The following is a 26,775-nucleotide window of genomic DNA, read 5'->3' as shown; positions in this document are numbered from 1 at the left end:
TCTCTCCTTTCAGTATAATAACATCATCTATTAATGTTATTATTTTCATTAGTTCATAATAATACTCTTCATATAGTTTAATTTTGTAATATATTTTTTGTTAATAGAATGTTAACATTTAAAAAACTTCAATAAAAATCATGAGAAAAAATTTTCCCATGATTATCCTTACTTGCTAAATACATCTTTAACTATTGCAAATATGTCTTTTCCTATCTTTAAATATTCAGTCAAACTGTCTTTTGTTTCAACAACTTCCTCTGTAACATCATTTACAGCTTCACTAACATTTTTTACATTATCAGTTATATTTACTATGTTTTCTGCCGCTTCTGGCAATGAATCAATAACTTTAGTTACATTTCCTTCATTTTTTTCTATAATACTATTTAAATTTTGTAGGAACTTTATTCCTTTACTTAAGAAAATAATTAAAAATACTAATGCTGTTCCACCAAGTATACTTAGTATTATAAAAAATAAATTTTCAACTGATATATACATTAAAACTTCACCTTATTTCTTGTGATAATATAGGATTCCAAGCTAAAATTTTAAATAACATCTTTATCAAATGATATTATTAAGCTTACAGTTTATTGCTATTTTTATATTTGGAACCAGTTGACAATTGAAAATTGATAATTGATAATTGACAGTTATGGTTAATATTACTCATTTCATTCCTAATATTTAAAATAGAAATACATAAAAACTATGTTTTTATATTGTTTTTAACTAATTGGAAATCCAATTTTCACCTTCACTGTCCACTGTCCACTGTCAATTGTCCATTGTCAATTTTTAAAAATATAGATTAAAACTTAAAATTAAAATTCTCAACTAAAACATAAATAACTTAAAGTTTAAACTTATATTCCTATATATAGAATTTCAAATTTATCTTTTAAATTATTAATTTAAAAACTTGAACACTCTCAATGTTAATCTTATTTTTCTTCTTCCATATTTTCCTGTGGAATTTCTCCAAGTGTTTCTTCATCATCAACTATGTTATGTTCTTCTTTAATCACTTCTTTGAATGCTTCTTCTAAAGCTTCTTCAACAATTTCTTCAATATTTTCATCTGACTCTAAATCACATTTACACATAGATTTTTTCTTTTCAACTATATATTCACTTATTTTTTCTTTAGCTTCATTTACATTTTCTTTTAATTCTAATGATTTATCTTTTAATAAATCATTAGCTTCTTTAGCTTTATCTTTTATATCTCCAACTGTTTCCTTTCCTGACTTAGGTGCTAATAACATTCCTCCTATAAGCCCTAATGTAGTACTTGCTGCTGCAGTCATAGCTATTTTTCTTCTTTGTCTCTTTTTCTCTTTCTTTTCCAGTTCTATTTTTCTTCTTTTCATATCAGATACTAATCCCATAAAACTACCTCCAAAATATATTTTTGTTTGATGCTAAGTATTTTAAGCTTGGACATCTTATATATTCTTTATTCGTATTTTTTTAATTTTATTTATATTTTATAAGATATTTTTTTAATAATTTCTAAAATATTACTACTAATATATCTATATTATCATAAAACTTTAATTATATAAACATTTTTTCATATAATTTTCTTTATTTTAAAACTTAACTTTAAATTTACAGTGTTTCCTTTTTTATTTATTTTCTGATTATAATATAATATTTTTTATTTACTATTTTAAATACTATAAAGTTTCAAAAATATAAATTTATATTATATAAAATAAAAAAGCATTAAAATTAATAAGAGGGCAAAATTAAATCTTTGCCCTCTTATTATTATTCATATAGTATTTTTTAGAATTCAGCTGTTCCTGTTGTTCTTGGGAATGGTATTACATCTCTTATATTGCTTATACCAGTCATATACATTATCATTCTTTCAAATCCTAATCCAAATCCAGCGTGTTTAGTTCCACCGTATTTTCTTAGTTCTAAATACCACCAGTAATCTTCTTTTTTAAGTCCTAATTCAGCCATTCTGCTTTCTAATACATCAATTCTTTCTTCTCTTTGGCTTCCTCCAACTATTTCTCCTATTCCTGGTACTAATAAATCCATAGCTGCAACTGTTTTATTATCATCATTTATTCTCATATAAAATGCTTTTATTTCCTTTGGATAGTCAGTTACAAATACTGGTTTCTTAAATATTTCTTCTGTTAAATATCTTTCATGTTCAGTTTGTAAATCTATACCCCATTCAACTGGATATTCAAATTCTTTTCCTGATTTTTTAAGCATTTCAACTGCTTCTGTATAAGTTACTCTACCAAACTCTGAACTTGCAACATGCATTAATCTTTCTTTTAGTCCTTTATCTACAAAACTATTAAAGAAATCTATCTCTTCTGGAGCATTTTCCATAACATAATTTATAATATATTTTATCATATCTTCAGCAAGTTCCATATCATCCATTAAATCTGCAAATGCTATTTCTGGCTCTATCATCCAGAATTCTGCAGCATGTCTTGCTGTATTTGAATTTTCTGCTCTAAATGTTGGTCCAAAAGTATATACATTTCTGAATGCTAATGCATATGCTTCTGCTGCAAGTTGACCACTAACTGTTAAATTTGTCTCTTTACCAAAGAAATCTTGCTTGTAATCAATTGCTCCATCTTCTGTTTTAGGAACATTATCTAAATCCATAGTTGTAATTCTGAACATTTCTCCAGCACCTTCACAATCACTACCAGTGATTATTGGTGTATGAGTGTATACAAACCCTCTTTCTTGGAAAAATTTGTGTATAGCAAATGCTGTTAATGAACGAACTCTAAACACAGCTGAGAATGTGTTACTTCTTGGTCTTAAATGAGCTATGCTTCTTAAGAACTCAAAGCTATGTCTTTTCTTTTGTAGTGGATAATCATTGTCTGATAATCCCTCTATTTCAATTCTAGTTGCTTTTAATTCAAATGGTTGTTTAGCTCCTGGTGTTAAAACAAGTTTTCCTTCTACTGTTAAAGATGAACTTATACTTAATTTTGATACTTCTTTGAAATTTTCTAATTCCTCTTCAAATACTACTTGAATATTTTTAAAGAAGCTACCATCATTAATTTCTATAAACCCAAAGTTTTTAGAAGCTCTTAATGTTCTAATCCATCCACTTATACTTATTTCTTGATCTGCATATTTTTCTTGTTCTCTGTAAAGTTGTTTTACAACTACCTTTTCCATATTTATTCCTCCTTCTTGATTTAGGCATATTCAACATACCTTGCATAAAATACTTTATATATTAATATTTTTAAATTAAACAAATTAATTTTGGGTAAATAAAAAAACCTTTCATCCCAAATAGGGACGAAAGGTATTATTTCGCGGTACCACCCAAATTGTCATAAATGACCACTCTACCAGTACGGATTTTTATCGATACTGTTCAAAATTATAACGGTTTGAATCCGTCTAAGCCTACTCTTTTACAATTTCGGTTAGAAACTCCAAGATGTTCTTCAACATAAGTTTCATATTGACCTCACACCATCGTCAACTCGCTTTAATTACCTCTTACATCTACTCTTCTCTTCATCGTCTTTTTATTTAAATTTGAATTCTTAATATGATTTTATATTGACACAATTGAAATGTCAAGACCTAAAACTGTTAAAATCACTAATTATTATATACATTTTTCAATATATTATACGATAACTACGTTTTTTACACCATTTTCAATTGCAATTTTTCTTAATTCTTCCATGTATTCCTGTTTAGGTGTGTATGCTTTTAAAAGCTCTTCTCTAACGCCTAACTGTCTAAATTTAATAATTTTATATATTATATTTTCATCTAATTTAGCAATAAGCTTACTTCCCATATCAACAGTATATTCATTATCTAAAAGTTCTGGTACTACTACTGTTCTTATTTCATAAACTTTATGAAGCTTTGTAAGTTCTTCGATATTCTTTATAACTATCTCATTGGAAAGTCCAGTTAATTCCTTATTTTCATCTGCATTAAATGCTTTTAAATCTATCATAGTTTTATCTGTAACTTTTAGTAATTCCTCATTTTTATATAAATTTGTTGATCCATTAGTATCAATAAATGTTGTTAATCCTAATTCCTTTACCTTTTTAAATAGTTCTATAAGAAAATCACTTTGAAGAGTACATTCTCCCCCTGAAACTGTTATTCCAGATATAAACATTTGAACTTTCTTAATTTCTTCTATTATTTCATCTACTGTCATTTCTGTAGTTTTAGGAGTACTATTTATACTACATGCAGCTATACAAGCATCACAATTTTTACACTTGCTTCTATCATAACTAACTTTCTTATTGACTATGGAAAGTGCTCCATACTTACATTCACTTACGCACTTCCCACAATTTATACATAAATTTATAGTTTCAGGATTATGACAATATAAACAATTATAATTACACTGTTGAAGAAATATTGCCATCCTATTTCCTTCTCCATCTACTGAGCTAAATGGAATTATTTTATTAACTAAAGCTTTAGTTTTCATTATGTCTTAGTCTTCTCTCTAATATTTTTGCATTTTTAGCTGCACCATATCCTAAAACAACAGTATCATTTAAAACTTGCTCATTTTTTTCTAGTTTCTCTATATCTGATCTTTTAACTAAATATCCTGTTATTCTTATAACATCACAATCTTCACAATAAACAGATATATATCTTATATTTAATTTAAATGCTCCTTTTATTATATCAACTATGGCCTTTGGATTTCTTTTTGATGTTTCATCAAATTTAAATATATCACCTATTCCTGATGGAAAATATTTATGGTATGGTGCACTTTGCATTAAATGTTCTAGCATTGATGGTTCTTCTCCTATTGGAATTCTACATCCTGGAGCTACACCTTTGTCTGTATCTAATCCAACCTGTGCATGTAAAACATACTTTTTATTATTTCCTAGACAATATTTGTTTTCATGAGCATCTACTATTTCTTGCATTTTTTCAACTATTCTAAGTCCTAATTCATTAGCCTCTTTAGAATATCCAAATCTATCTTCTTGTTTTTCCGCTCCTAATAAATGATTTACCATATCAGCAAGTCCTACCATTCCAAACATAGCTGTAAATTTATCTTTTGCTAATAATCCCTCTTTAACTAGGAAGTTTGATTCAAAAAATCCACTTTCTTCTACTATAAAATTAACTCTCTTATCCATTAAATCTAACATAAGTTCCATAGAATGTGGTAACTCTTTATTAAATAAATCATCTACAGTTTTAACTTTCGATGTTAATTTTCCTAGATTTAATCTAACTAATGTATAACTACCTCCACCTATATTTAAACCATTATAGCAACTTGCTATAGCATAGTTACCAATATCATTTGTAAACATTTCATGATTTGCAAAGCTTGGTTTTGCACAACTTAAAGCTGTGTTAACTGATTCAATCATAAGTTCTTCTGAAGTTTCCTCACTAACTTTTAGCGTAATATTTGGTGTAGAATTTTGAAGTTCCCTTTCAGCTTTTAAAATTAATCTTCCTGCTTTTGTATCTATAGGTCCTATGTTTGCATGACAGAATGAGTCTGTTATAGTTCTATCTATGTGCATTAAAAATAATTTTATAGCATTATATGCTTCTTCTTCATCTTTCACAAATGGTTCTAATAGTGTATCTATATTTCCAACATATACTGGAAATGTAGTTACTGACGGAACATGCTTATATAGCATTAATAAGTTATGTGTAGCTTCCCATATATTTTTAGCTGGTTCTAACCCTAAAAATTTGCTTCCTTCTTTCATAAATTTTTCATAATCAGGAACAATGTATCTTGGTCTATAAGGTGCATTTCCTTCACCTAAATCACAAATTATCTCATCATTCATATATTCCTTTATTTCGTCACTTATATCTAATATGTTTATGCTATTCTCTGCTAATTTAGCTAATGATATAACTTTCATTTGATAAGTTAATGTGTTATTTTGAATTATTGATAATACTTCTTTTTCCATATCCATACTTAATCACTCCATCTTATAAAATTTATGTATAAACTTTTTAACTTTTCTTTAGATTTAACCTAAGTATATTGTTTTTTTCTAACTTTTACAATAATTTTTATTAAATAATATTGATTATTTACAGTTTTTTTGTGAAAATTAATTATTCTTTAATAAATTTCAACAACTTTGACCATTACTGTAAAAGAATATCAAATTTATAGTAAACCTCAAAGAAAGTGTAGTATACTTTCTTTTTTATGCTATACTACTATCTTCATTATACTACAAATATCGATATTTTTAAACATATGTTTATTGTATTAATTTTTGTTTATCTTGTATAAAATTTCCCTTCCTCGCTTAGTACTCCCATCTAAAACATTTACTTTTCTTAGAGTATAAGTTATTTTTCTTGCTAAATTAATCGATATATTAAGTTCTTTTGAGAGTTCTTTATTTGTAAACTCATACAAATAGCTAGGAATTATCTCTATATAATCATCTATTGATTTAAATTCAACTACATTTACTATTTCCACCAAATCATTATCAAGTAAAGACACTCCTTTTCGTCTCCATGATCCCTTTCCATCTTTAATTCTATATTCATCTTTTTTTATAAGTAAAACTTGTATAGTCAAATTTTTTTCTTTTATAAATTCTGGTGCTGATACTAACTCATCAAAAATATTTAATCTATTACCTTTTTTAGGTGATTTTCTTCTTGATATTTCATTCCCATTTTCATCCACTGTAACAATATATTTTTCTATTGCTATTGGGTGAACTAATACTACAGGATGTTCCTTACATATATTAATTATTTTTTCTTTTATATTATAAAAATTTTTTGTTTGTATCTCATATATAGTGTTTTCTTTTAAAACATCAACGATATATCCTAGTACTTCAACCTCAACTTGTCCACTATCTTTGTAAATCATTTTTAAACTTTTATGTACTGACTTTTCTTTTAATTGTCCTATTCTAATAGTATCTTTTAATTTTTGTGTCATAATATTTACATCCTCACTATAAAAACTTCAAACTATAGGGTTCTAAGCTTAAATTCAAAATAATCTCTTTTTCAAATGATAATACTAATCTTATAGTTTATTCTTATATCATGATTGAAACCAATTAAAAACTAAGAGTTAGCAATTAACAATGGTAGTTAATATTATTCACTTCGTTCTTAATATTTTTGAATAGACGTCCATAAAAACTAAGTTTTTATATAATCCTTAATTAATTTGTTCTACAAATTATTTTAAAAATCCATAAAAAACTGAGCTTTCAGTTTTATCCTTCATTGTTAATTGTTTATCGTTAATTGTTAATTTTGTATAGCACTTTCTCAACCGAAACATGAATAACTTAAAGTTTCAACTTGGATTCCTATATATATAGGGAAACAAGCTCGAATTCAAAACTATTTTTTTAGCTGTAAATATATTGCTTTCAAAAGAAATACTTACTATAAAATGATTCTGAGCTAGTCTCACTCTTAAGGGTATCCAAGTTTTGGAACTAATAATTATGAAGATGAACTTGGAACCCTCTATTAAAAATTTATATATTTATTTAAATAAAAAGCAAAACTAGATACTACAAAGTATATTTTGTAGCATTTAGTTTTGCTTTTTACTATATAAAGTAGTTAAAAGAGCTATAGACGCAATAATATTTAAAATTGGTACAAAAAAATATATTGAAACTATAAAATCAACAACTTTACTCTGTGGTGGTTCTTGTCCACTCTCTTCACTTTTCATCATTGTATCTAACATTTTATTTTGAAATTCTTCATTGTTATTTAGTGCATAAAAAATCAACATTATTGTCAATATACTAAATATAATAGTTACTAAATAAAGATCTAATATTACCATATCTATTACCTCCACTTTTATGGACTAGTATATATTTTTATAATATCATATTAAAATAAAAAAATCAGTATTAATTCATAACAAAAATGTAATTCTATACTTATACTATGTAGTTTTATCACATATAGTTACTAACTTAAATACAATAAATTAACAGATACTTTTATTAGGTGGTGATTAAAATAATTACAGTTGCTATTCTTTCTGACACCCATATTAGAAAAAATTTTGATAAAATAAAGCCATTTTTAGAAAACAAACTTAATGATATAGATTTTATAATTCACGCTGGTGATTTTACCAATCCTGAACTTTTACCATATTTAAAAACTAATTACAAAGTTATTGGTGTTTCTGGAAATAATGATAAAGAAAAAACAAGAGGATTGCTTAATGAAAAGGAAATTTTCACACTTGAAAATTACAAAATAGGAATTTATCACGGACATGGAATATTTAAAAATACATTAGATAATGTGTTAGATGTTTTTAAAAATGATGATTTAGATATAATAATTTTTGGTCATAGTCATAAACCCTTTTTAACTACCAAAAATAATATATTAATTATAAATCCAGGGTCACCTACAAGTAAAAGAAAAGAGCGTTTTTTTTCGTATATTCGTCTAACATTATCTGAAAGTACTATAAATGTATCCTTTGATTTTTTCTCTTAAAAATCACTGCATCCAAAATCAAAGTCAACCTATTAATATTTTAGGTTGACTTTAATTCTTAACATAATAAATCTTTACTATACATAACCATTAATTCCTCTAATACTAACTTCCCCTGAAATAATTTTTTCTTTTTCACCATTATCATATTCAACTAATAATTCGCCATCATTATCCATATCTATTACTTTGCCTAATTTTTCTATACCACAACTTATAATTCTAACTTCTTTATTCATTATAATTGAGTGCTTTTTACAGATTTCTACTGCATCTTGTATATCACCGTTCACTTTAAATTTTTCATAATATTTTTCTAAATAGTATAATGTTTTTGCTACTACTTGTTTTCTATTAACTTCTCTTCCTTCTTCTATTTTTAAAGATGTTGCTTTAATCTTAATTTCATCATCAAAGTCTTCTTCTTCACTATTTACATTTATTCCAATACCCATGACAATATAATTAAGTTTATCCATTTCTCCACTCATTTCAGTTAATATTCCACATACTTTTTTACCATTTAAAATAATATCATTAGGCCACTTTATTTGTGTATGTATACCCATATCCTCTAGTCCACAATAAACTGCCGCCGCACCTAAAATTGTTGCTTTCGGCGCTATAACAGTAGGTATATTAGGCTTTAATATTATACTCATAGAAATTGTTTTTCCCTTTGGCGAACTCCAATTTCGCCCTAAACGACCTCTACCTAGTGTTTGTTCTTCTGATATTATAACTGTTCCTGTTTCCGCTCCATTATATGCTAAATTTTTAGCAACCTTATTGGTAGAATCTATAGTATCATAATGAATTATTTTTTTTCCTATGTAATTTGTTTCTAAAATTTCATTTATTTCATTTTCATTTAATTTATCTGGTGAAGAAATAATTCTATATCCTTTTTTAGATACAGATTCTATTTCATATCCTTCTTCTTTTAATCCATTTATATGTTTCCATATTGCAGCTCTTGTTACACCTAACTCTTTACTTAAATTTTCTCCAGATATAAATTCCGTAGAATTTTCTTTCAATTTATCTAATATCTTATTCTTCAATGCAATTAACCTCTTTTCAACTATACAAGTATTTCCTTTTATAATTCTTACTAATCTCTAAGAACATTTTAACATTTTTTTCTTCCTTTTCAATTATATCTTTCTTTAAGTTTCCACGACCTAATCTATCGCTATATCCTAAAAGTGCTAATTCATTTAAGTCTATATCTTTTATCATTGATTTTATATCTCCAAATGGAAGTTCCTTCACTATAAACATTATATGCATATGATAAAATATCATTTTCTTTACTTCACTTATAAATTCATAATCACTTGTAAATTCTTTTAAAAATTCTTCTGCCATCTCAGCCCCTACTTTATCATGATTATATGCTGTATACCTTCCTTTTTTAAATTTAGTTGTATGTGCTTTTCCTACATCATGTAAAAGTGCTGCCCACATAAGAACCCTCTTGTTTTTGCTATTGTTTTTCCTTTTAGCAGCTTCATCTATTACCAGCATTGTATGATTCCAAACATTTCCTTCAGGATGATGTTCTTTGCTTTGATTTACATTTTTTAAATCACTTAACATATTAAAAGGATACTCACTAGGGAATTTTCCATTATTCATTAATTTTTCAAAAAAAATAGATGGTTTATCTTCGTTTAGTAAAACTTTATCAAATTCATTAAACTGTTGTTTTTTATCCATAATTATCTCCCTTGCAACTTTTAATGTAAAACTTAGTAATATATATTAAAAGCTTATAATATCTTATTTTTTAGCTTAACTTTATAAATTATTCGAGGTGATTTATATTGAATAATTTAATAATTTTTATAATTTCTATTATTGTATTTTTGTTGTTATTTGATCTATTTATTCGTTCTTTGCCTAATCATAAATTTATTTTTTTTAAATCTAGTAAAATTCTTTTACATTTAAATGATAACACCATACTAATTTTAACTTATATATTTTGTTCAATTTTAGTAATTTTCAATGGATTCGAATCTTTTCTTATTGGTTTATTTCTGTTTCTATTAATAAAATATTTTTATTTATCTTCTAATGCTAACAATTATTATTTATATAAAATTGCTAAATTTCTTTCTATCCTCGGTTGTGTTTCAACTTTTATTTGTTGCATATATATATTTATTAATAACAATATATATAATATAAAAATAAATTTATCTTTATTTCTATATATTTTAAACTCAATCTTTAAAATAGTAAAAGATTTATTCCTATCCTTTATTATAATACTATTTTTTATAATAGTTATCGATAATATAAAAAAAGGAAACTAGTATAATTCTAGTTTCCTTCTTATATTATTGTCCGCTGCCTGTTTGTGGCTTAGTTTCAGTTGGTTTCGGTGTTTCTGCTGGTTTTTGAGGTTCTTCCTTCTTAGGTGGTTCTTCTTTTTTTGGTGGTTCTGCTGGTTTTTGAACTTTAGCTGTACCCCTTTTTATAGTAGTTGGCATTGCTGCATAAGTATCATTATTCATTAATTCTTGATTTATCAAAGCTCCATTTTCATAAGTAAGTCTATATGCTTTAACTTTACATCCATCAACACCTTGCTGTACTACAACTTCTTTACCTTCTGGTAATGTTGGGTCATCCTCATATTGAGCTGTTGCAGCTATTGTCTCATATGTTTCACTTGTAAATTCATATGTTTTTGAAGATTTAGCTGCTGAATTTCCATATATATTAAATTGAACTGTTCCACCACCAGCAACTCCTTCTATATATAATGGAAACTTAGTAGGATTAGTAAATACATAGTCTATATATGGATATGCAATAGTAGCATCTAATCCTAGTGGCACATATCCAACTGTCATATTATGATTCAATCTTTGATCTGGAAGTATACCCATTTTTATAACAGCATTATGTAAAGTAGATGATACTTGACATATGCCTCCACCATAACCTTTTTCTAATTTATTTCCTACATATACTCCACCTTCTAGATATCCTTTATCAGGTGTAGTATCTCCAACTATATTATTAAAGCTAAAACTTTCCCCTGGCATTAATACTTTACCATTAATTGTATTAGTACATATTTCTATATTGGTAGATCTATCTATGGTTCCACCTGCATAGCTTGTACTATAAGATGACATTAAAGTATCTACCTTTTTCAGTTCAGCTTTTGTTATTTTAGGTTTATCCTCTATTAATTTAACCTCAACAACTACTTCTTTTTCATCTATTTTTGATTCAGCTATATGCTTTAATATGTCTTTCTTTAAAGATTCCTCATCAACTTTATATCCAACTTGTTCATCAGTAATATTAAAGTTTCCACCATATCCAGATATAGTTGCTTCTACTTTATTTTTATTTAATTCTTTTGCTACATTTTTAATTTTTTCATTTACAGGTGCTTCATTATAAGTAAATTTAATTTCATGATCTTTTTCCTTTGGGTACTTTATCATTTTAAATTTTTCAAATAAGTCCTTATCTTTTCCTTCTTTTAAAACTTCATCAACTGTGTTTTCATAATCAAATGTTAACCCTAAGTCTGAATATTTTATATCATACTCTTTATCTTTGCTTTTAATTACAATTCTTTTTTCATTCATTGCTTTAGTATAGTTTTCATTTATTATTTTTATAGCATCTTCCCTATTTTTGCCTGATAAATCCATACCTTGAATCTTCATACCAGGATATATGGCTTCTTTATATTTTTCAACACTTGTTTTTACATAAACACCCCCGCCAATTAACCCAACTATTATAACTGCTGCCGATACACCTATTGAAATTTTAACATTTTTCGACAACCTTGTTTTATTTTTAGATTTTCTTTTTCTTTTTTTCTTTTTATCTGAGCCTTCTAAGTTTTTATCCATAAACCAAATTCCTTTCACTTTTCTTTAAAAGCTTAAAGTATGATAAAACATTATAAATTCATTATTTAGTATACCATATAAATTTAGTTTTTTCAGTAATTTAGTTATTACAATTTATGTATTTATACTTATAAATTAAACTTCAATATATTATTAAATTTATTATCATACTTTAATATTTATATAAGTATTTTTACAAATTATGATTAAAATTTATATAATTTCAAAAGGCACTACTAGAATCTAATTCAATTCTAATAATGCCTTAAATATCATTATAAATTTTTGTTAACTATTAGTTTCTTTCTACTACTAATGCAGTTCCTTGTCCTCCACCTATACATAAAGTTGCAAGACCTGTTTTAGCATCTCTTTTTTCCATTTCGTGTAATAAAGTAACTAATATTCTAGCACCAGATGCTCCTATTGGGTGTCCTAATGCAATAGCTCCACCATTTACATTTACTATCTCAGGATTTAAATTTAAATCTTTTAAAACAGCCAATGATTGAGCTGCAAATGCTTCATTTGCTTCGATTAAATCTAAATCTTCAACTTTTAAGTTTACTTTTTCTAATGCCTTCTTAGTAGCTGGTATTGGTCCACAACCCATAACTTTTGGATCTACACCTGCTGATGCATAAGATTTTATAGTAGCTAAAGGTTTTATACCTAATTCTTCTGCTTTTTCTTTTGCCATTATGATAAGCATTGCCGCACCATCATTTATTCCTGATGCATTTCCAGCTGTTACTGTTCCACCTTTTTTGAATGCTGGTTTTAATTTAGCTAATTTTTCTATTGTTGAATTAGCTTTTGGAAATTCATCTGTATCAAATATTATTGGATCACCTTTTCTTTGTGGTATTTCCACTGGAACAATCTCATCTTTAAATCTTCCTTCTTTAATTGCTTTTTCAGCTCTTAATTGACTAGTCAATGAAAACTGATCTTGCATTTCTCTTGTAAAATTGTATTCTTCTGCTATATTTTCAGCAGTCATTCCCATATGATAATCATTAAATGCTTCCCATAATCCATCCTTTATCATAGTATCTACAACTTTTCCATCGCCCATTCTTTGGCCCCATCTATTGCTTGGTAATACATATGGTGCATTACTCATACTTTCAGTTCCACCTGCTAAAATTACATCAGCATCTCCTAATTTTATTATTTGAGCTGCTAAACTTACAGCTCTAAGTCCTGATCCACAAACTTTACTTACAGTCATAGCTGTTGATGATGGATTTAAACCTGCTTTTAATGCTATTTGACGTGATGTATTTTGTCCTGCTCCTGCTGTTAAAACATTTCCTATTATAGCTTCATCAATTATTTCTGGATTAACTCCAGCTCTTTTTATAGCCTCTTTCGCAGCTATTACACCAATATCTACAGCTGAAAGCTTTGCTAAACTTCCTCCAAATGATCCTATCGCAGTTCTAACTGCACTTACTATTACTACTTCTCTCATTATATTTAAACCCCCATGAATAATATTTTAAATTATGTTTTAAATTACAAAATGATAAATTTTATAATCCCCTTAATAAAATAATCACGTAATTATAGTCATAATTTTCATTTCCCTATTACATTAATATTAATAAGCAATACTCATGCCAACTATCTTAATTCCCACTATATAGCCATTTTATATTGTATCTAAATATTAAAGGCTATTTTTTATGTATACTTTGTTTACATAGTAAATGATTACATTTTTTTCAACATTATACTTTGTTAAGGTTTTAGCAATTACTTTGTCTTTTAATTAACAAAATTCTGAATATGTAAACAAAATATACATGTATACTTTGTTTACATATTTTGAATTACTATACCTTATTAATTTATTTTTCGCTTTATCTTTTTGCGTTTCTTTATTATTTTAATTTGTCTTAATACTATACCTCTCAATTTTTTTATATAATCCAGCTCTACTTAATCCCAATATATTAGCTGCTTTATTTTTATTCCCTCTAACGTCTTTAAGTGTTTGAATAATAAGTGTTTTTTCTAATTTTTCAACTGAATCTTTTAGTGTTCCTTGCTCTAAAAAAACAGTTTTTACATTTTTATATTCAATTATTTGTTCAGGCAAATGTTTAGTTTTTATTAAAACATCTTCATCAATCAAATTTATAGCTCTTTCTATAATATTTTCTAATTGTCTAACATTACCTGGCCAATTATATTCTTCTAAGCATTTCATAGCTTCTTTAGATGTCCCTTTGCAATATACCCCATATTTTTCACATATATTTTTGATAAGCATATCACAAAGTGGTTCTATATCTTCTTTTCTATCCTTTAAAGATGGTAAATTTATATGTATAACATTCAATCTATAATATAGATCTTCTCTAAATTTGCCTTCATCAATAAGTTTAAGAAGTGATTTATTAGTTGCTGCTATTACTCTAACATCTATCTTTTTTACTTCACCTCCACCAACCCTTGAAACCTCTTTTTCTTGAAGAACTCTTAATAGTTTTACTTGCATATTAAGATCCATATCTCCAATTTCATCTAAAAGCATTGTACCTCCATCTGCGATTTCAAATAACCCTTTTTTTCCTTTACGTTTTGCTCCTGTAAACGCTCCTTCCTCATAACCAAACATTTCAGACTCAAATAATTCTGATGGTATTGCTGCACAATTTATCTTTACAAATGGTTTATTTTTACGTTTACTTGCATTATGTATTGAATGTGCAACTAGCTCTTTTCCAGTTCCACTTTCACCTGTTATCAATATATTTGAATCTCCTTTTGAAACTTTTTTTGCCAAATTTATACATGTTATAAATTTATCACTTTTACCAATTAAATTGTTAAAATTATATTTTGCTGTATTCTCTAATGAATTATTTACTATTTCATCTTCCCTTTTGCCTATATCTTCTTCAAAAACAATTTTACCTACAGCTCCTAAAACTATATTATTTTCAATAATTGGACTTTGTATAAATATAGCATTCTTTTCTTTTGTTTCATCTAATAGCTGTTCTTTTCTATCTTTACTTGCCATAACTTTTTTAAAATTATTATTATATATAATATTATCAATTTTCTGACCTATCAAAATATTCTTTTCCCCAAAAAAATCTTTAAATAACTCAGTAAACATAACTATATTCAAATCTTTATCAATAATAACTATATATTCATCTAAAGACTCTAATATAGATTCTAATATGTTAGTATTCAATTTCATTCCCATATCCCCACCTGATTCAAAAATTCCCATTTAACAATTTAATTTTACTAAAGATAAATTACGGAGGTCTCCCTCCGATAAAATCTTCATATACTTTTTTATTTTACTTTCATTCAAACTTAATACATTTTAAGCTTCTTATTTATTTTATTTAAATGATTTACTGCAAAGTTAGAAGTTAATCCTACAAATATTCCAGTGCCTATTGCAGCTATTGTCATTACCGGCAAATATAGCATTACACCTAAAGTTTCTACTATTAATGATGCCACTATCAACTGCCCTACATTATGAAAAACTGCACCTATAACGCTTACCCCTATAATACTTACTTTATCCTTAAATAAATTTATTGCAATTATCATTGATATAAAGCTAAAAACAGCTCCACCTAAGCTATACATTAATCTTGAAATACTTCCCCCAAACATAACTGATAATAAAATTCTAACAAATAAAACCACAGCAGTATCTTTATAACTTAATGTATATAAGGAAATTACTGTTATTATATTTGCAAAACCTAGTCTTGCTCCAGGAGTAATAAATGGTACTGGAATCATTCCTTCAATTATATGTAAAACCAAAGCTTCTGCTATCAAGAGCGATATATACACTAATCTTTTAGTATCTTTCATTTTTTCTCTCCTATCTAGCTATAAAGTCTTCCTCTTCAGTTTCTTTTACCTCACCGGTAATCTCTATTATTAATTTATGTGGTAGACACACCGCAGTCTGCCCAACTTTATATATGTACCCTACTCTTTCACAAACTTTATCATTACAATCAGCATCAACTATTGCTATTTTTTCATCTTCTAATTTTATTGTATTATAACCTTTTGAGGTTTTTACATTAAATTCTTCAACTCCACTATGTGTATCTAATCTTACAATCTTATATTCTTCTCCATTAACAGTTATTTTAGCATATACACCATTGCTATTTCCATTAATATTGAATATCATAATTGCTCCATATGGAATAAAAGACAACAACAGTAATACTATTATTATCACTATATCAAATTTTTTTAGTATTTTCATAATTTCCCTTTCGAACCTTAATAGTATATTCTTAATTATATATCTTTTAGCTTTCTTCATAATACAATATTGCTTTAAATAATACAATGACATTACATATGGTTTCTCCATATAATTATAATAATTTAATTTTTCAATTAATAATCTTATTGATATGTTTATTATCGTTATAAATTAGTCATACAACTTTATAATTTATATAATATTTTTTCTTTATTGTTTTATTTAATTTAAAATTCAACTCGATATTTAACCTTAATATATATATTAAGTATTAAACTGTAAAATTATTATTTGTTTTCATTAAATTTTTCTTCTACTTCTACATATTTTTTAATATTTTTGAATTTTTTCGATATTTTATATTTACTTTTTTAGTTAAATTATATACAATTTAAAATAGCAATACATCTTTTTTTTATTAATAGGAGGACTTTTAAATGAATAAAAAACTTTTAAGTGCTGTTTCAGCAGCATTATTAGCAGGAACATTACTAGTAGGATGTGGATCTTCTAAAACTGAAGGCCCTCAAGATGGCACATACAAAGCTGAATTCAGTGAAGCTGATAGCCATGGTTGGACTGGATTTGTAGAATTAACTATTGAAGAAGGAAAAATAGTTGATTGTAAAGCTGATTACAAAAATGAAGAAGATAAATTAAAATCTGAAGATGAAGACTACAAAGCACAAATGGAACCAGTTGCAAAGACTTATCCAAAAGAATTTTCAGAAAAATTTAGCAAACAATTAATAGAAAAAGGAAATATAGAAGAAGTTGATAGTATAACAGGCGCTACTACTTCATCATCTGATTTCAAACTTTTAGCTACAGAAGCTTTAAAAGCAGCTGAAAAAGGTAATACTGATGTAGTTAAAGTAAAACCAGCAAAATAATATATTGGTACAATATTTTTTCAATATAGTACAAGCCAATATGAGACTTTAGGTTTTATCCTAAAGTCTCTTTTTATGATATAATAATTTTAAATTATATTTATAATTTTTGTAACTATACAGTTAGGAGGTTATTACATATGAATTTTTTAAAGAAATGTATATTATTTTGTACTATCTTATCTTCATTTTTCATATTTGGATGTTCAAAACAAAGTTCTGAACCCATTTCTAGAACTGATATGATAATAGGTACTGTTTGTACAATTCAAATATTTGATTCTAAAGATACAAGTATTTTAGATAAATGTTTTGATGAACTTAAGAATTTAGAAGATTTGGTAAGTATAAATAAAACTGGTACAGAATTAGATACAGTAAATGAAAATGCAGGAAATAAGCCTATTAAAGTCAGTGATGATACTTTTAATATAGTAAAAAGAGGCCTTTATTATTCTCAACTTTCAAATGGAAATTTCGATATAACTATAGGCCCAATTGTAAAACTTTGGGGAATAGGAACTGAGAATGCTAAAGTCCCTGAAAATATACTTATAAAAGATACTTTATCTTATGTAGGTTTTAAAAATGTTGATTTGAATGAAAATGATAAAACTATATTTTTAAAAGAACCAAATATGGTAATAGATCTTGGTGGAATAGCTAAAGGCTATGCTGCTGACATTTTAACTGACTTGCTTAAAGAACATAATGTTAGTATTGCTATGATAAATTTAGGTGGAAATATATATATGTTAGGTAATAAACCTAATGGAACTGATTGGCGAATTGGTATCCAAGATCCTAATGACACAAAAGGTTCTGTAGGTAATTTACTTGTAAAGAACAAATCTATAGTTACATCTGGTACATATCAAAGATACTTAGAAGTAGATGGCAAAATTTATCATCATATTTTAGATCCTAAAACTGGCTATCCTTTTGATAATGATTTATTAAGTGTTTCTGTAATAAGTGATAAATCTATTGATGGAGATGCACTTTCTACAACTACTTTTGCTTTAGGTTCTAAAAAAGGTCTAGAATTTATAGAGTCTTTAGATAATATAGATGCTATTTTTATAACTAAAGATAAAAAGATCTTTATAACTGATGGAATTAAAAACAACTTTAAAATAACTAATTCATCATATTCATTGGAAGAATAGAAAGAGCTGATGCTAATCAGCTCTTTTTTAAAACATCTCTTTATTGTCTAAGTTATCATCCTCTTTTCCATTTGGATTACTTCTTAAAAATTCTCTTCCGTTTTTAGCCTTTCCTACATTTACACCTTCAATCATTCCATTCTTAGCCATGTTTATTCCTTCTTTTATTGAGTATGTGTCTCCATTTGAAAGCATAACATCTGTAATGTCGCCATCAGAATTCTTTCTTACTTTTGAAATAGTATTTTTACATTCATTATTAAAATTATCTTTCATATTTATCACTCCTTATGAATATTATGTTTTATATAACGAAGATTTATTCTTTTTGCAGGGAGGTTATTTACAAGTTGCCTAATATTAATAACGAAGACATAGAATATAATATTATAAATACTTCTAAAACTTTATTTATTTCAAGAGGATACGAAAATGTAGACATGAAATCAATTTCTAAAAAGTGCAATTTATCTATTGGTACTCTCTACAATTATTTCCCCAATAAACGTAAAATAATTGTAAAAATTTTAGATAATCATTGGCAAAACACTTTTTCAAAACTCAAAGGAATTTCCTCTTTAGATAATAGATCAAAACTTAAAGATATAATTGAAATAATTTATGATGATATGTATACCTTATATCCATTAACTAAGGATATAAAAAAATATATTTTTATTCAAAGTTATTACACTAACCTTTCTTTACCTATTTCCCATATAGTTAATTCACTTGAACAAGATTCTAATTCTATAGTTAACTATTTGTATAGTTCAACATTTATTTTACACTTACTAAATAACATTGACTCATTACTTTTATCTAATTTTAATGATAAAGAAAAAAATTTAGATATTCTATTTAATAAAATGCATTCTATGATATATACATTTTAAAATATTGTATAATAAAAAAGTAAAGTCAAATTTAGTAAAAATACGACTTTACTTTCAACATTAAAATTTATATTTTATAAACTGTTCCGTTACAATACAATACTCCAAGTAATAATTGTTTTTTATATTTTTCTAATTCACTATTTATAAATGATATATTTATTACAATCTCTTTATTTCTTGTTTCTAATCCATTTCTCTCTATTTTTTTAGTTTCAAAAATCTTTTTAGATGTTAATATATTTTTTTCTATATCATCAATTAGCTCTTTAAATATATCATCAATTTCCATGTGTATTTTTAAAGTTAATTCTTCCAATTTATCAAATATTTTATTATAAATATTATCACAAACTATATCACTTTCTTCAATTAACTCAGCTTTTACTAATTCTTTTTTATTACTTATTTTGTCCCCTTGTTTCGAAAAAATTCCAGATAAACCAGTTGCTATACTTTTTATTATATTTTTTCTTGGAAACATTTTAAATTTGAAATCTAAGTTTTCAAGAAATTCCTCATAGTAATTATTTATTTTTATTTTTAAATCATCTTCTGAGATAAAATTGACTTCTTTAATGTCATCTGCAAAATCTAAAGCAATTGGTTTAATCTTCCTAGTATTATTATTTGTACTTCTAATTAAGTCTAATTGAGAAAAATATACCTTATCATATTTATTTAAAAACATATTAAATTGATTTTTTAGCATATCTACTATTTCTTCATTACACCACTCTACAATTTTATTACTGATAGCACTTTCTGCTTCATCTCTTAAATTTTTTCCTTCTTCTATAGTGTCAATAATCCTTGAATTTGAATCTATAATTGCAGGTACAACTGTATCTATTTTATTTCCAACATAATCCTTCAAAGATTCTAAGTCATTATTTATTTTATCCTTAAAATCTTCAACATTATTTTTTATTATTTTTAAGTCTTCTTCATATTTAAAAGTTGAATCCTCAACAGACTGTACTTCTAAACCTTTTTCAAGAAATTCTCTCTCTGTTTCTTTATCTATATCTTTTAAATGTTTTTTTACTAAATTTGAAAAATCATTATATCTATACATAGTAATACTATTAGGAACTGATTCTTCTATTTTATTGTATATATCTTCTACATCTGATTCTTTATAAATTTCTTCGTGAGATAAAATACCCTTATTTTTCAAAATTTGTTTAGTTTCTTTCACTTCTGCATCTGGGATATCACTACTAACTATCCATAAAAATTTACTTGTATTCTTGTAATCTAGCTCACTAATTTTATCTTTTATGCCTTTTTCTATATTATTATTTTCTAATAAAACTATAGCTATATCAGCAATATCTATATTTTGATCTTCTACAACAACAAATTCTCCACTTTCTATTTTATTTACTATTTTAAATATGTTTTGTTGCATACTATTTAAAAACTCTTCTTTTCGTTTTAAATCTTCACATAAAATTAGTATTTTTATTTTTCTGTTTACTATTCTACATTGCTCATCATATGTTATATCATTGTTAAAATCGCATTTTTCACCTATGAAATTTACTTTATTTATTAATTCCATCCAAGGATAAATTTTTACATTATCTTCATTTTGAGAAACATTCTCTAAACTAGCTTTCATAACTTTCTCTATATAATTTATATCATATTTCAAACTACCTTGAACTTTCATAGCCAATAATCTAGTAGAAGCTTCAAAACTATCATTATAATTTTTATTTCTAAATGAAGCCATCATAAAGTAAAAATTAAAATCTTCTTCAAATCCCCTTATTTTTTTATTCTCATATTTTTTATCTAAAATTTCTTTATATATATTTTTTAAAACTGGTAAACAATTACTAAAGTTGCTATAATCTATTGACTTATAATTTATCTTATTTAAAGTACTACTAAGATATTCTAATAAATTTTGAAGTCCCGTACTCCAATTCTTCACTGCATTATATAGTGCCTCAACTAAATTTCCCCATTCATCAAAATGTTGAGTTGTCAATAATAGTTCTAAAAATTTTACTGTTCTTTCTAAACATTGTATATTAAAGCTTTTATCAACATTACAACAGCTTATAGCTACATTTACCCAGTATATATCTTCATTTTTATAATATTCATTGTAACAAATTTCTAATGCTTTCAAATAAAATTTACTGTTTCTTAAAAATTCTACGGCATCTTTTCCTACATTTTCATAGTCTGGCATAACTTTTATAATATTAATAGCTGCTTCATATGCTTTATCAACATCTTCCATAACTTTTGATATATAATATATGGATTTATTTTTTTCTAAGTATAATAATTCTCTATCACTAACTATACTTTCATAAAATACTAACGCCTTTTCATTATTACTACATATGTCACCTAAGTTTTTTCTTGCCCACATAGAAAGTTCAAATACAGTTATGTCATCTTCATCTTGAACCATATTGAAAAACTTACTATCATTTTTATTTGCATTATTTAAAATCTCTATAACCTTTTCAAAATGTTCCTCAGCAAAACTTCTATTATTTTTATGTATATATAATTCTCCTAATGAAAAATGTGCAACTATTAATTTTTTCATATCTGCATAATTTAATTTCGATGTAGGAATGTAACTTAAATCCTTTACTATATTGCTGAAATATTTTAAAACATCATCATCTTCTAATTCTATTTTAAAATTATTTTTCAACACCCATGTGTAATATCTCTTTAATGCTAAAGATACTTCACAACTAATCTCTGGTTCACATAAACTTAAGTATATATCAAATTTTTTTATATCTTCATAAGATTTTCTTAAAAAATTAACTTGATTTTTTAATCTCACTTTTTTCAACTCCTCATATAATCATAGTTTTATATTTGTCATATTATATAATAATATTATTTTATGACATTTTAGTTGCTAAACATTAATATTATTGATTATAAGCTCATTATTTACTCACAGTTAAGAACATATTTATAATAATCATTCATAATTGCAAGTTTCATTTTAAACTTCTTAATTCTTCTTTATCATAAGTCAAATTTATTAAAATAACAACAAAATTTAATTATATATAAAATTCAAACACTAGTCATTGTACATAAAAAAATTTTATTACTTTATTCTTTATTTTCCTCATATATTAGATTTGTAATTAATAATATTAATCATTATAATTAATATTATTAATAATTATTATCATTATTTTGTAACATTTTCCTAGTATTATTAATATATTTATTCTATAATGATTTTAAACTTTTATTAATTTACATGTATATTTAATTTGAACATATTAAAATATTATATAAATGCATTGATAAAGAAAAGTATCATAATTACTAAGTTACAGAGAAAAGACATTGGTGAGAAGTCTTTACTATAGATTTATGAGAAGTGCCCTTTGGAGCAGAATATCCGAATAAACAATTTTTATATTGTTCCGTGTAGGATTTTCCAGGTTCGCCTGTTATAGCGATAGGATATATTAGTATCTGAATTTTTCGAGTGGGACTTTTGTCCAATTAGAGTGGAACCACGGAGTTTTATACTTCGTCTCTATATTATTAGAGACGAAGTTTTTTTATTGTATAAATATAAATTTCAATACATAGCTATGATTATTCTTATATATAAATTTATTAATTTAATGGTACCTATTAAAATTTGTTAAAAACTTAAAATATTAGGAGGCTTAATTATGTTATATAAAAATGTTTTAGATTTAATTGGTAATACACCTATTGTAAAGTTAAATAAATTAACAACACCATCTATGGCTGATGTTTATGTAAAACTCGAAAAATATAATCCTGCTGGCAGCATAAAGGATAGAGCTGCTCTAGGAATGATCGAGGCTGCTGAAAAAAATGGTCTTTTAAATAAAGATAGCATTATAGTTGAACCCACAAGTGGAAATACCGGTATAGCTATTGCTATGATTGGAAAATTAAAAGGTTATAAGGTAATAATAATAATGCCTGAAACTATGAGTGTTGAAAGACGTAATATTATAAGTTCTTACGGTGCAGAGTTAATTCTTACAGATGGTTCTAAAGGCATGAACGGAGCTATAAATAGAGCCTTAGAATTATGTTCTGAAAATCCAAATTGCTTTATATTAAATCAATTTGAAAATTTAAACAATCCTAAAAAACACTATGAAAGCACAGCATTAGAAATTTTAAATGATATTCCTGATTTATCTGCATTTGTTGCTGGAGTTGGTACTGGTGGAACTTTAATTGGAGTTGGTGAAAAACTTAAAGAAAAAGCTTTTAATATAAAAATTGTTGCTGTTGAACCTAAATCTTCTCCTGTTCTGTCTGGTGGGAATCCTTCTTCTCATCAGATACAAGGAATTGGTGCTGGATTCATCCCTAAGATATACAATAAAAAATTTGTTGATTATATAATTGCAGTTACTGATGAAGATGCAATTGAAACAACTAAATCACTAGTTTCCTCAGAAGGTCTATTTTTAGGAATATCTTCTGGTGCAAACATCTATGCGGCATTGCAACTAGCAAAACTTTTAGGACCTAATCATAAAATATTAACTATAGCCCCTGATGGAGGTGAAAAATACTTATCTATGGGTATTTTTAAATAATGAAGGTGATATTATATGTTTAAATATATAAAAGAAGATCTTAAAACTATTAAATTACAGGATCCAGCAATAAAAAGCTATATTGAAGGAATCCTTTACCCCTCATTTTATGCTTTATTATTTTATAGATTTGCTAAAAAATTATATAACTTAAAATTATACTTTTTAGCCAGATTTATATCACAAGTTGCTAGATTTTTAACTGGTATAGAAATTCATCCTGGTGCTACATTAGGTAGACGACTTTTTATAGACCATGGAATGGGTGTAGTTATTGGTGAAACTTCCGTTATTGGAGATGATGTTGTAATATATCATGGAGTTACTTTAGGTGGTACAGGCAAACATCAAGGTAAACGTCATCCCACAATTGGAAATAATGTTATTATCGGTTGTGGAGCAAAAATTTTAGGACCTATAACAATTGGTGATAACTGCAAAATTGGAGCAAATTCAGTAGTTTTAAAACCATTATGTTCAAATTCTACAGCAGTTGGGATTCCAGCTAAAATTATTAATCATTCAGATGTTCAATTCACTAATTTTTATATAATTTAATTTATTATAATTAGATTTCATAAGATTTCATTGTACAAATCATTATTAAAAGAGAAAGATGTGTTTTCTTTCTCTTTTAATATTTCAAGTTATATTCCATAAATTACATTTCCATATTATATGCTTTTAATTAGACAAACACATTTTAAACTATATAATATTTTATACAGTATATTTTCTTAAGAAAGTGAGGAATATTATGAAACTTAATAAAAAACTTCTTATTTCTATTCCAACTGTAATAGCTTTTTTGTCTTTATTTATAATGGTTTATATAAATTCTACAAATTTAAATATGCCCTTTAAAAATTATAGTAATTTCTTAAAAGATGTTGATAATAAAATTGTACGTTCTGTTAATTTATCTCCATCTTCTAAAATTGAAATAATACTCAATGATGGTAGTAAATATCTAACTGATAATCCTAATAGTTTAAATTTGAAAGAGTCACTTTTAAAGAATAATATAGAAGTTAATTTAAATTCTTCTATTTCTAAAATTCAGACTGTTGTATCCCTATCTTTTATTGTATCAATTATATTTATAATTGCATTTTTTATGTCAAATCGAAAAACAAAGGGAGGTATTTCTTGTATAGACACACAAGATGTATCTTCATCTATGGCTAATAATTTTAATTTCAATTCTGTAGCCGGAAATGATGAAGTTAAAGAAAATGTTAAAGATATCGTAGATTATCTAAGAAATCCTGAAAAATATAAAAAATATGGTGCTAGAATGCCAAAGGGAATTATATTACATGGTGATCCAGGCACAGGCAAAACTCTTATAGCCAAAGCCATTGCTGGCGAAGCAAATGTTCCATTTTACGCTGTTTCTGGTTCAGATTTTATACAAATGTATGTAGGGGTAGGTGCTAGTAGAATACGACACCTTTTTAAAAAAGCTAAATCTAATAAAAAAGCTGTTATTTTTATAGATGAAATTGATGCTATTGGTAAAAAAAGAAGTAATAGTACAAATGGAAGTTCTGAAGAAAAAGATCAAACATTAAATGCACTTCTTACCGAAATGTCAGGTTTCAACGAAAGTCATAATATAGTTGTAATAGCAGCAACTAATAGACTTGATGTATTAGATTCTGCATTGTTAAGACCCGGAAGATTTGATAGACATATAGAAGTTGCATTACCTGATATATCTGCTAGAGAAAAAATTATTTCCCTTCATTTAAAAAACAAACCATATAATAATTTTAACTTAAAAGATCTAGCAATAAAAACTGCTTATTTTTCTGGTGCTAAAATTGAAAGTTTAATAAATGAAGCAGCTATACTGGCTTGTAAAGAAAATGCACCCTATATTACAGAGTATCATTTAGATAAGTCTTTTTCTAATATTATAGCTGGTTATGAAAAAATTGATAAAACTTCTTTAACTTCTAAAGATAAAGAAATTACTGCATACCATGAAGCTGGACATGCATTAGTTTCCTTATTAAAGTTGCCAAATGAAAAAGTCAGCAAAATTTCAATAATACCAACTACAAAAGGTGCTGGCGGTTATACATTATCATTACCACAAGATAGCAACTTCCAAACCATGGAGTATTTAACCAATAAAGTAATGGTATTCTTAGGTGGTCGTGCTTCTGAAGAAATTATTTTTGGTGAAAAAAATATAACTACCGGAGCTTATAATGATTTAAAACAAAGTACAAATATAATTTATAATATGATAGCAGAATACGGTATGGGTGAATCTTTAGGGCTCATAAGAGTTTCAGGAATGCCTGACGAAGTTAAAAATGCTAGTTCTAAAATGATTTTTGACGAATGTAAAGAAACAATAGAAACATTATATTTAGATACGAAAAATATAATACTTAATAATATAGATACATTAAATGTTCTAGCACAAAGTCTTATGGAAAAAGAAACCCTTCATCATAATGAAATTTTAAATATAACAAAATCATAGAAA

Annotated in this window: 23 protein-coding genes and 2 other annotated features; of the genes, 7 read left to right on the top strand and 16 right to left on the bottom strand. The window is 25.9% G+C overall.

Going from position 1 to position 26,775, the window contains the following annotated elements; genetic code table 11:
- Positions 1-168 precede the first annotated feature (168 nt).
- The 7 genes from BN346_RS16745 to BN346_RS16715 all read right to left on the bottom strand — a co-directional run bounded on the left by BN346_RS16745 (position 169) and on the right by BN346_RS16715 (position 7,867).
- Complete coding sequence (locus tag BN346_RS16745; protein WP_040330120.1) at positions 169-504, bottom strand: hypothetical protein; 336 nt, start codon at positions 502-504, stop codon at positions 169-171.
- A gap of 446 nt (positions 505-950) precedes the next feature.
- Positions 951-1,397: a YtxH domain-containing protein gene (locus BN346_RS16740; RefSeq protein ID WP_051540470.1), complete on the bottom strand. Its 447-nt coding sequence runs from the start codon at positions 1,395-1,397 to the stop codon at positions 951-953.
- 403 nt (positions 1,398-1,800) lie between these two features.
- A complete protein-coding gene (asnS, locus tag BN346_RS16735) occupies positions 1,801-3,192 on the bottom strand; it encodes an asparagine--tRNA ligase (protein WP_040330119.1) in 1,392 nt (463 codons plus the stop codon).
- Positions 3,193-3,311: 119 nt separating this feature from the next.
- Positions 3,312-3,556 (bottom strand) — a binding site (T-box leader).
- A gap of 102 nt (positions 3,557-3,658) precedes the next feature.
- Entirely contained in the window at positions 3,659-4,498 is an 840-nt protein-coding gene (locus tag BN346_RS16730; protein WP_040330118.1) for a YjjW family glycine radical enzyme activase, read from the bottom strand.
- Positions 4,488-5,990, bottom strand: a complete 1,503-nt coding sequence (locus tag BN346_RS16725; RefSeq protein ID WP_040330117.1) for a YjjI family glycine radical enzyme — start codon at positions 5,988-5,990, stop codon at positions 4,488-4,490. The genes BN346_RS16730 and BN346_RS16725 overlap by 11 nt, the downstream gene beginning before the upstream one ends.
- Before the next feature lie 305 nt (positions 5,991-6,295).
- Complete coding sequence (locus BN346_RS16720; protein ID WP_040330116.1) at positions 6,296-6,991, bottom strand: DUF8091 domain-containing protein; 696 nt, start codon at positions 6,989-6,991, stop codon at positions 6,296-6,298.
- A 615-nt stretch (positions 6,992-7,606) separates the two neighbouring features.
- Complete coding sequence (locus BN346_RS16715) at positions 7,607-7,867, bottom strand: hypothetical protein (protein ID WP_040330115.1); 261 nt, start codon at positions 7,865-7,867, stop codon at positions 7,607-7,609.
- A gap of 173 nt (positions 7,868-8,040) precedes the next feature.
- Between BN346_RS16715 and BN346_RS16710 the strand changes: the two genes are divergently transcribed.
- Entirely contained in the window at positions 8,041-8,544 is a 504-nt protein-coding gene (locus tag BN346_RS16710) for a metallophosphoesterase family protein (RefSeq protein WP_242838447.1), read from the top strand.
- A gap of 77 nt (positions 8,545-8,621) precedes the next feature.
- On the opposite strand, the gene BN346_RS16705 is transcribed toward BN346_RS16710, so the two are convergent.
- From BN346_RS16705 to BN346_RS16675, 7 genes are all read right to left on the bottom strand, one after another.
- A complete protein-coding gene (locus tag BN346_RS16705; protein WP_040330114.1) occupies positions 8,622-9,608 on the bottom strand; it encodes a biotin--[acetyl-CoA-carboxylase] ligase in 987 nt (328 codons plus the stop codon).
- Positions 9,609-9,624: 16 nt separating this feature from the next.
- The gene (locus BN346_RS16700) at positions 9,625-10,266 is read right to left on the bottom strand and encodes an HDIG domain-containing metalloprotein (protein ID WP_040330113.1); all 642 of its coding nucleotides are present in this window, start codon (positions 10,264-10,266) and stop codon (positions 9,625-9,627) included.
- 626 nt (positions 10,267-10,892) lie between these two features.
- On the bottom strand, positions 10,893-12,437 hold the full coding sequence (locus BN346_RS16695) for a VanW family protein (protein ID WP_051540469.1): 1,545 nt from the start codon (positions 12,435-12,437) through the stop codon (positions 10,893-10,895).
- A gap of 295 nt (positions 12,438-12,732) precedes the next feature.
- Entirely contained in the window at positions 12,733-13,914 is a 1,182-nt protein-coding gene (locus BN346_RS16690) for an acetyl-CoA C-acetyltransferase (RefSeq protein WP_040330112.1), read from the bottom strand.
- A gap of 417 nt (positions 13,915-14,331) precedes the next feature.
- Complete coding sequence (locus tag BN346_RS16685; RefSeq protein WP_242838446.1) at positions 14,332-15,666, bottom strand: sigma-54 interaction domain-containing protein; 1,335 nt, start codon at positions 15,664-15,666, stop codon at positions 14,332-14,334.
- A 116-nt stretch (positions 15,667-15,782) separates the two neighbouring features.
- Positions 15,783-16,301, bottom strand: coding sequence for a Gx transporter family protein (locus BN346_RS16680; RefSeq protein WP_040330111.1), 519 nt, complete (start codon positions 16,299-16,301; stop codon positions 15,783-15,785).
- A 10-nt stretch (positions 16,302-16,311) separates the two neighbouring features.
- Positions 16,312-16,710: a NusG domain II-containing protein gene (locus BN346_RS16675; RefSeq protein ID WP_187372148.1), complete on the bottom strand. Its 399-nt coding sequence runs from the start codon at positions 16,708-16,710 to the stop codon at positions 16,312-16,314.
- 440 nt (positions 16,711-17,150) lie between these two features.
- On the opposite strand from BN346_RS16675, the gene BN346_RS16670 reads away from it, so the two are divergent.
- Both BN346_RS16670 and BN346_RS16665 read left to right on the top strand, forming a co-directional pair.
- Positions 17,151-17,606 carry an FMN-binding protein gene (locus tag BN346_RS16670; protein ID WP_040330110.1) on the top strand — a complete coding sequence of 152 codons (456 nt, stop codon included), beginning with the start codon at positions 17,151-17,153 and terminating at the stop codon, positions 17,604-17,606.
- A gap of 140 nt (positions 17,607-17,746) precedes the next feature.
- Positions 17,747-18,775: an FAD:protein FMN transferase gene (locus BN346_RS16665; RefSeq protein ID WP_040330109.1), complete on the top strand. Its 1,029-nt coding sequence runs from the start codon at positions 17,747-17,749 to the stop codon at positions 18,773-18,775.
- A 27-nt stretch (positions 18,776-18,802) separates the two neighbouring features.
- On the opposite strand, the gene BN346_RS16660 is transcribed toward BN346_RS16665, so the two are convergent.
- Positions 18,803-19,051, bottom strand: a complete 249-nt coding sequence (locus tag BN346_RS16660) for a DUF3892 domain-containing protein (protein ID WP_040330108.1) — start codon at positions 19,049-19,051, stop codon at positions 18,803-18,805.
- Between the two features lie 74 nt (positions 19,052-19,125).
- On the opposite strand from BN346_RS16660, the gene BN346_RS16655 reads away from it, so the two are divergent.
- Positions 19,126-19,671, top strand: a complete 546-nt coding sequence (locus tag BN346_RS16655) for a TetR/AcrR family transcriptional regulator (protein WP_040330107.1) — start codon at positions 19,126-19,128, stop codon at positions 19,669-19,671.
- Between the two features lie 67 nt (positions 19,672-19,738).
- Here the strand turns inward: BN346_RS16655 and BN346_RS16650 are convergent, their stop codons facing one another.
- Positions 19,739-22,498, bottom strand: a complete 2,760-nt coding sequence (locus BN346_RS16650) for a hypothetical protein (protein ID WP_040330106.1) — start codon at positions 22,496-22,498, stop codon at positions 19,739-19,741.
- Positions 22,499-22,967: 469 nt separating this feature from the next.
- Positions 22,968-23,223: a binding site (T-box leader), on the top strand.
- A 137-nt stretch (positions 23,224-23,360) separates the two neighbouring features.
- On the opposite strand from BN346_RS16650, the gene cysK reads away from it, so the two are divergent.
- The 3 genes from cysK to BN346_RS16635 all read left to right on the top strand — a co-directional run bounded on the left by cysK (position 23,361) and on the right by BN346_RS16635 (position 26,772).
- A complete protein-coding gene (gene cysK, locus BN346_RS16645) occupies positions 23,361-24,272 on the top strand; it encodes a cysteine synthase A (protein WP_040330105.1) in 912 nt (303 codons plus the stop codon).
- A gap of 15 nt (positions 24,273-24,287) precedes the next feature.
- Positions 24,288-24,830, top strand: coding sequence for a serine O-acetyltransferase EpsC (epsC, locus tag BN346_RS16640; RefSeq protein ID WP_040330104.1), 543 nt, complete (start codon positions 24,288-24,290; stop codon positions 24,828-24,830).
- Between the two features lie 199 nt (positions 24,831-25,029).
- The gene (locus BN346_RS16635) at positions 25,030-26,772 is read left to right on the top strand and encodes an ATP-dependent metallopeptidase FtsH/Yme1/Tma family protein (RefSeq protein ID WP_040330103.1); all 1,743 of its coding nucleotides are present in this window, start codon (positions 25,030-25,032) and stop codon (positions 26,770-26,772) included.
- Positions 26,773-26,775: the final 3 nt, after the last annotated feature.

It is taken from the genome of Clostridium ihumii AP5, from assembly GCF_000612845.1.
Classification (GTDB): domain Bacteria; phylum Bacillota; class Clostridia; order Clostridiales; family Clostridiaceae; genus Clostridium_J; species Clostridium_J ihumii.
Note: the sequence above shows the minus strand (reverse complement) of the source record. Positions and strands in the feature narration are given on the sequence as shown.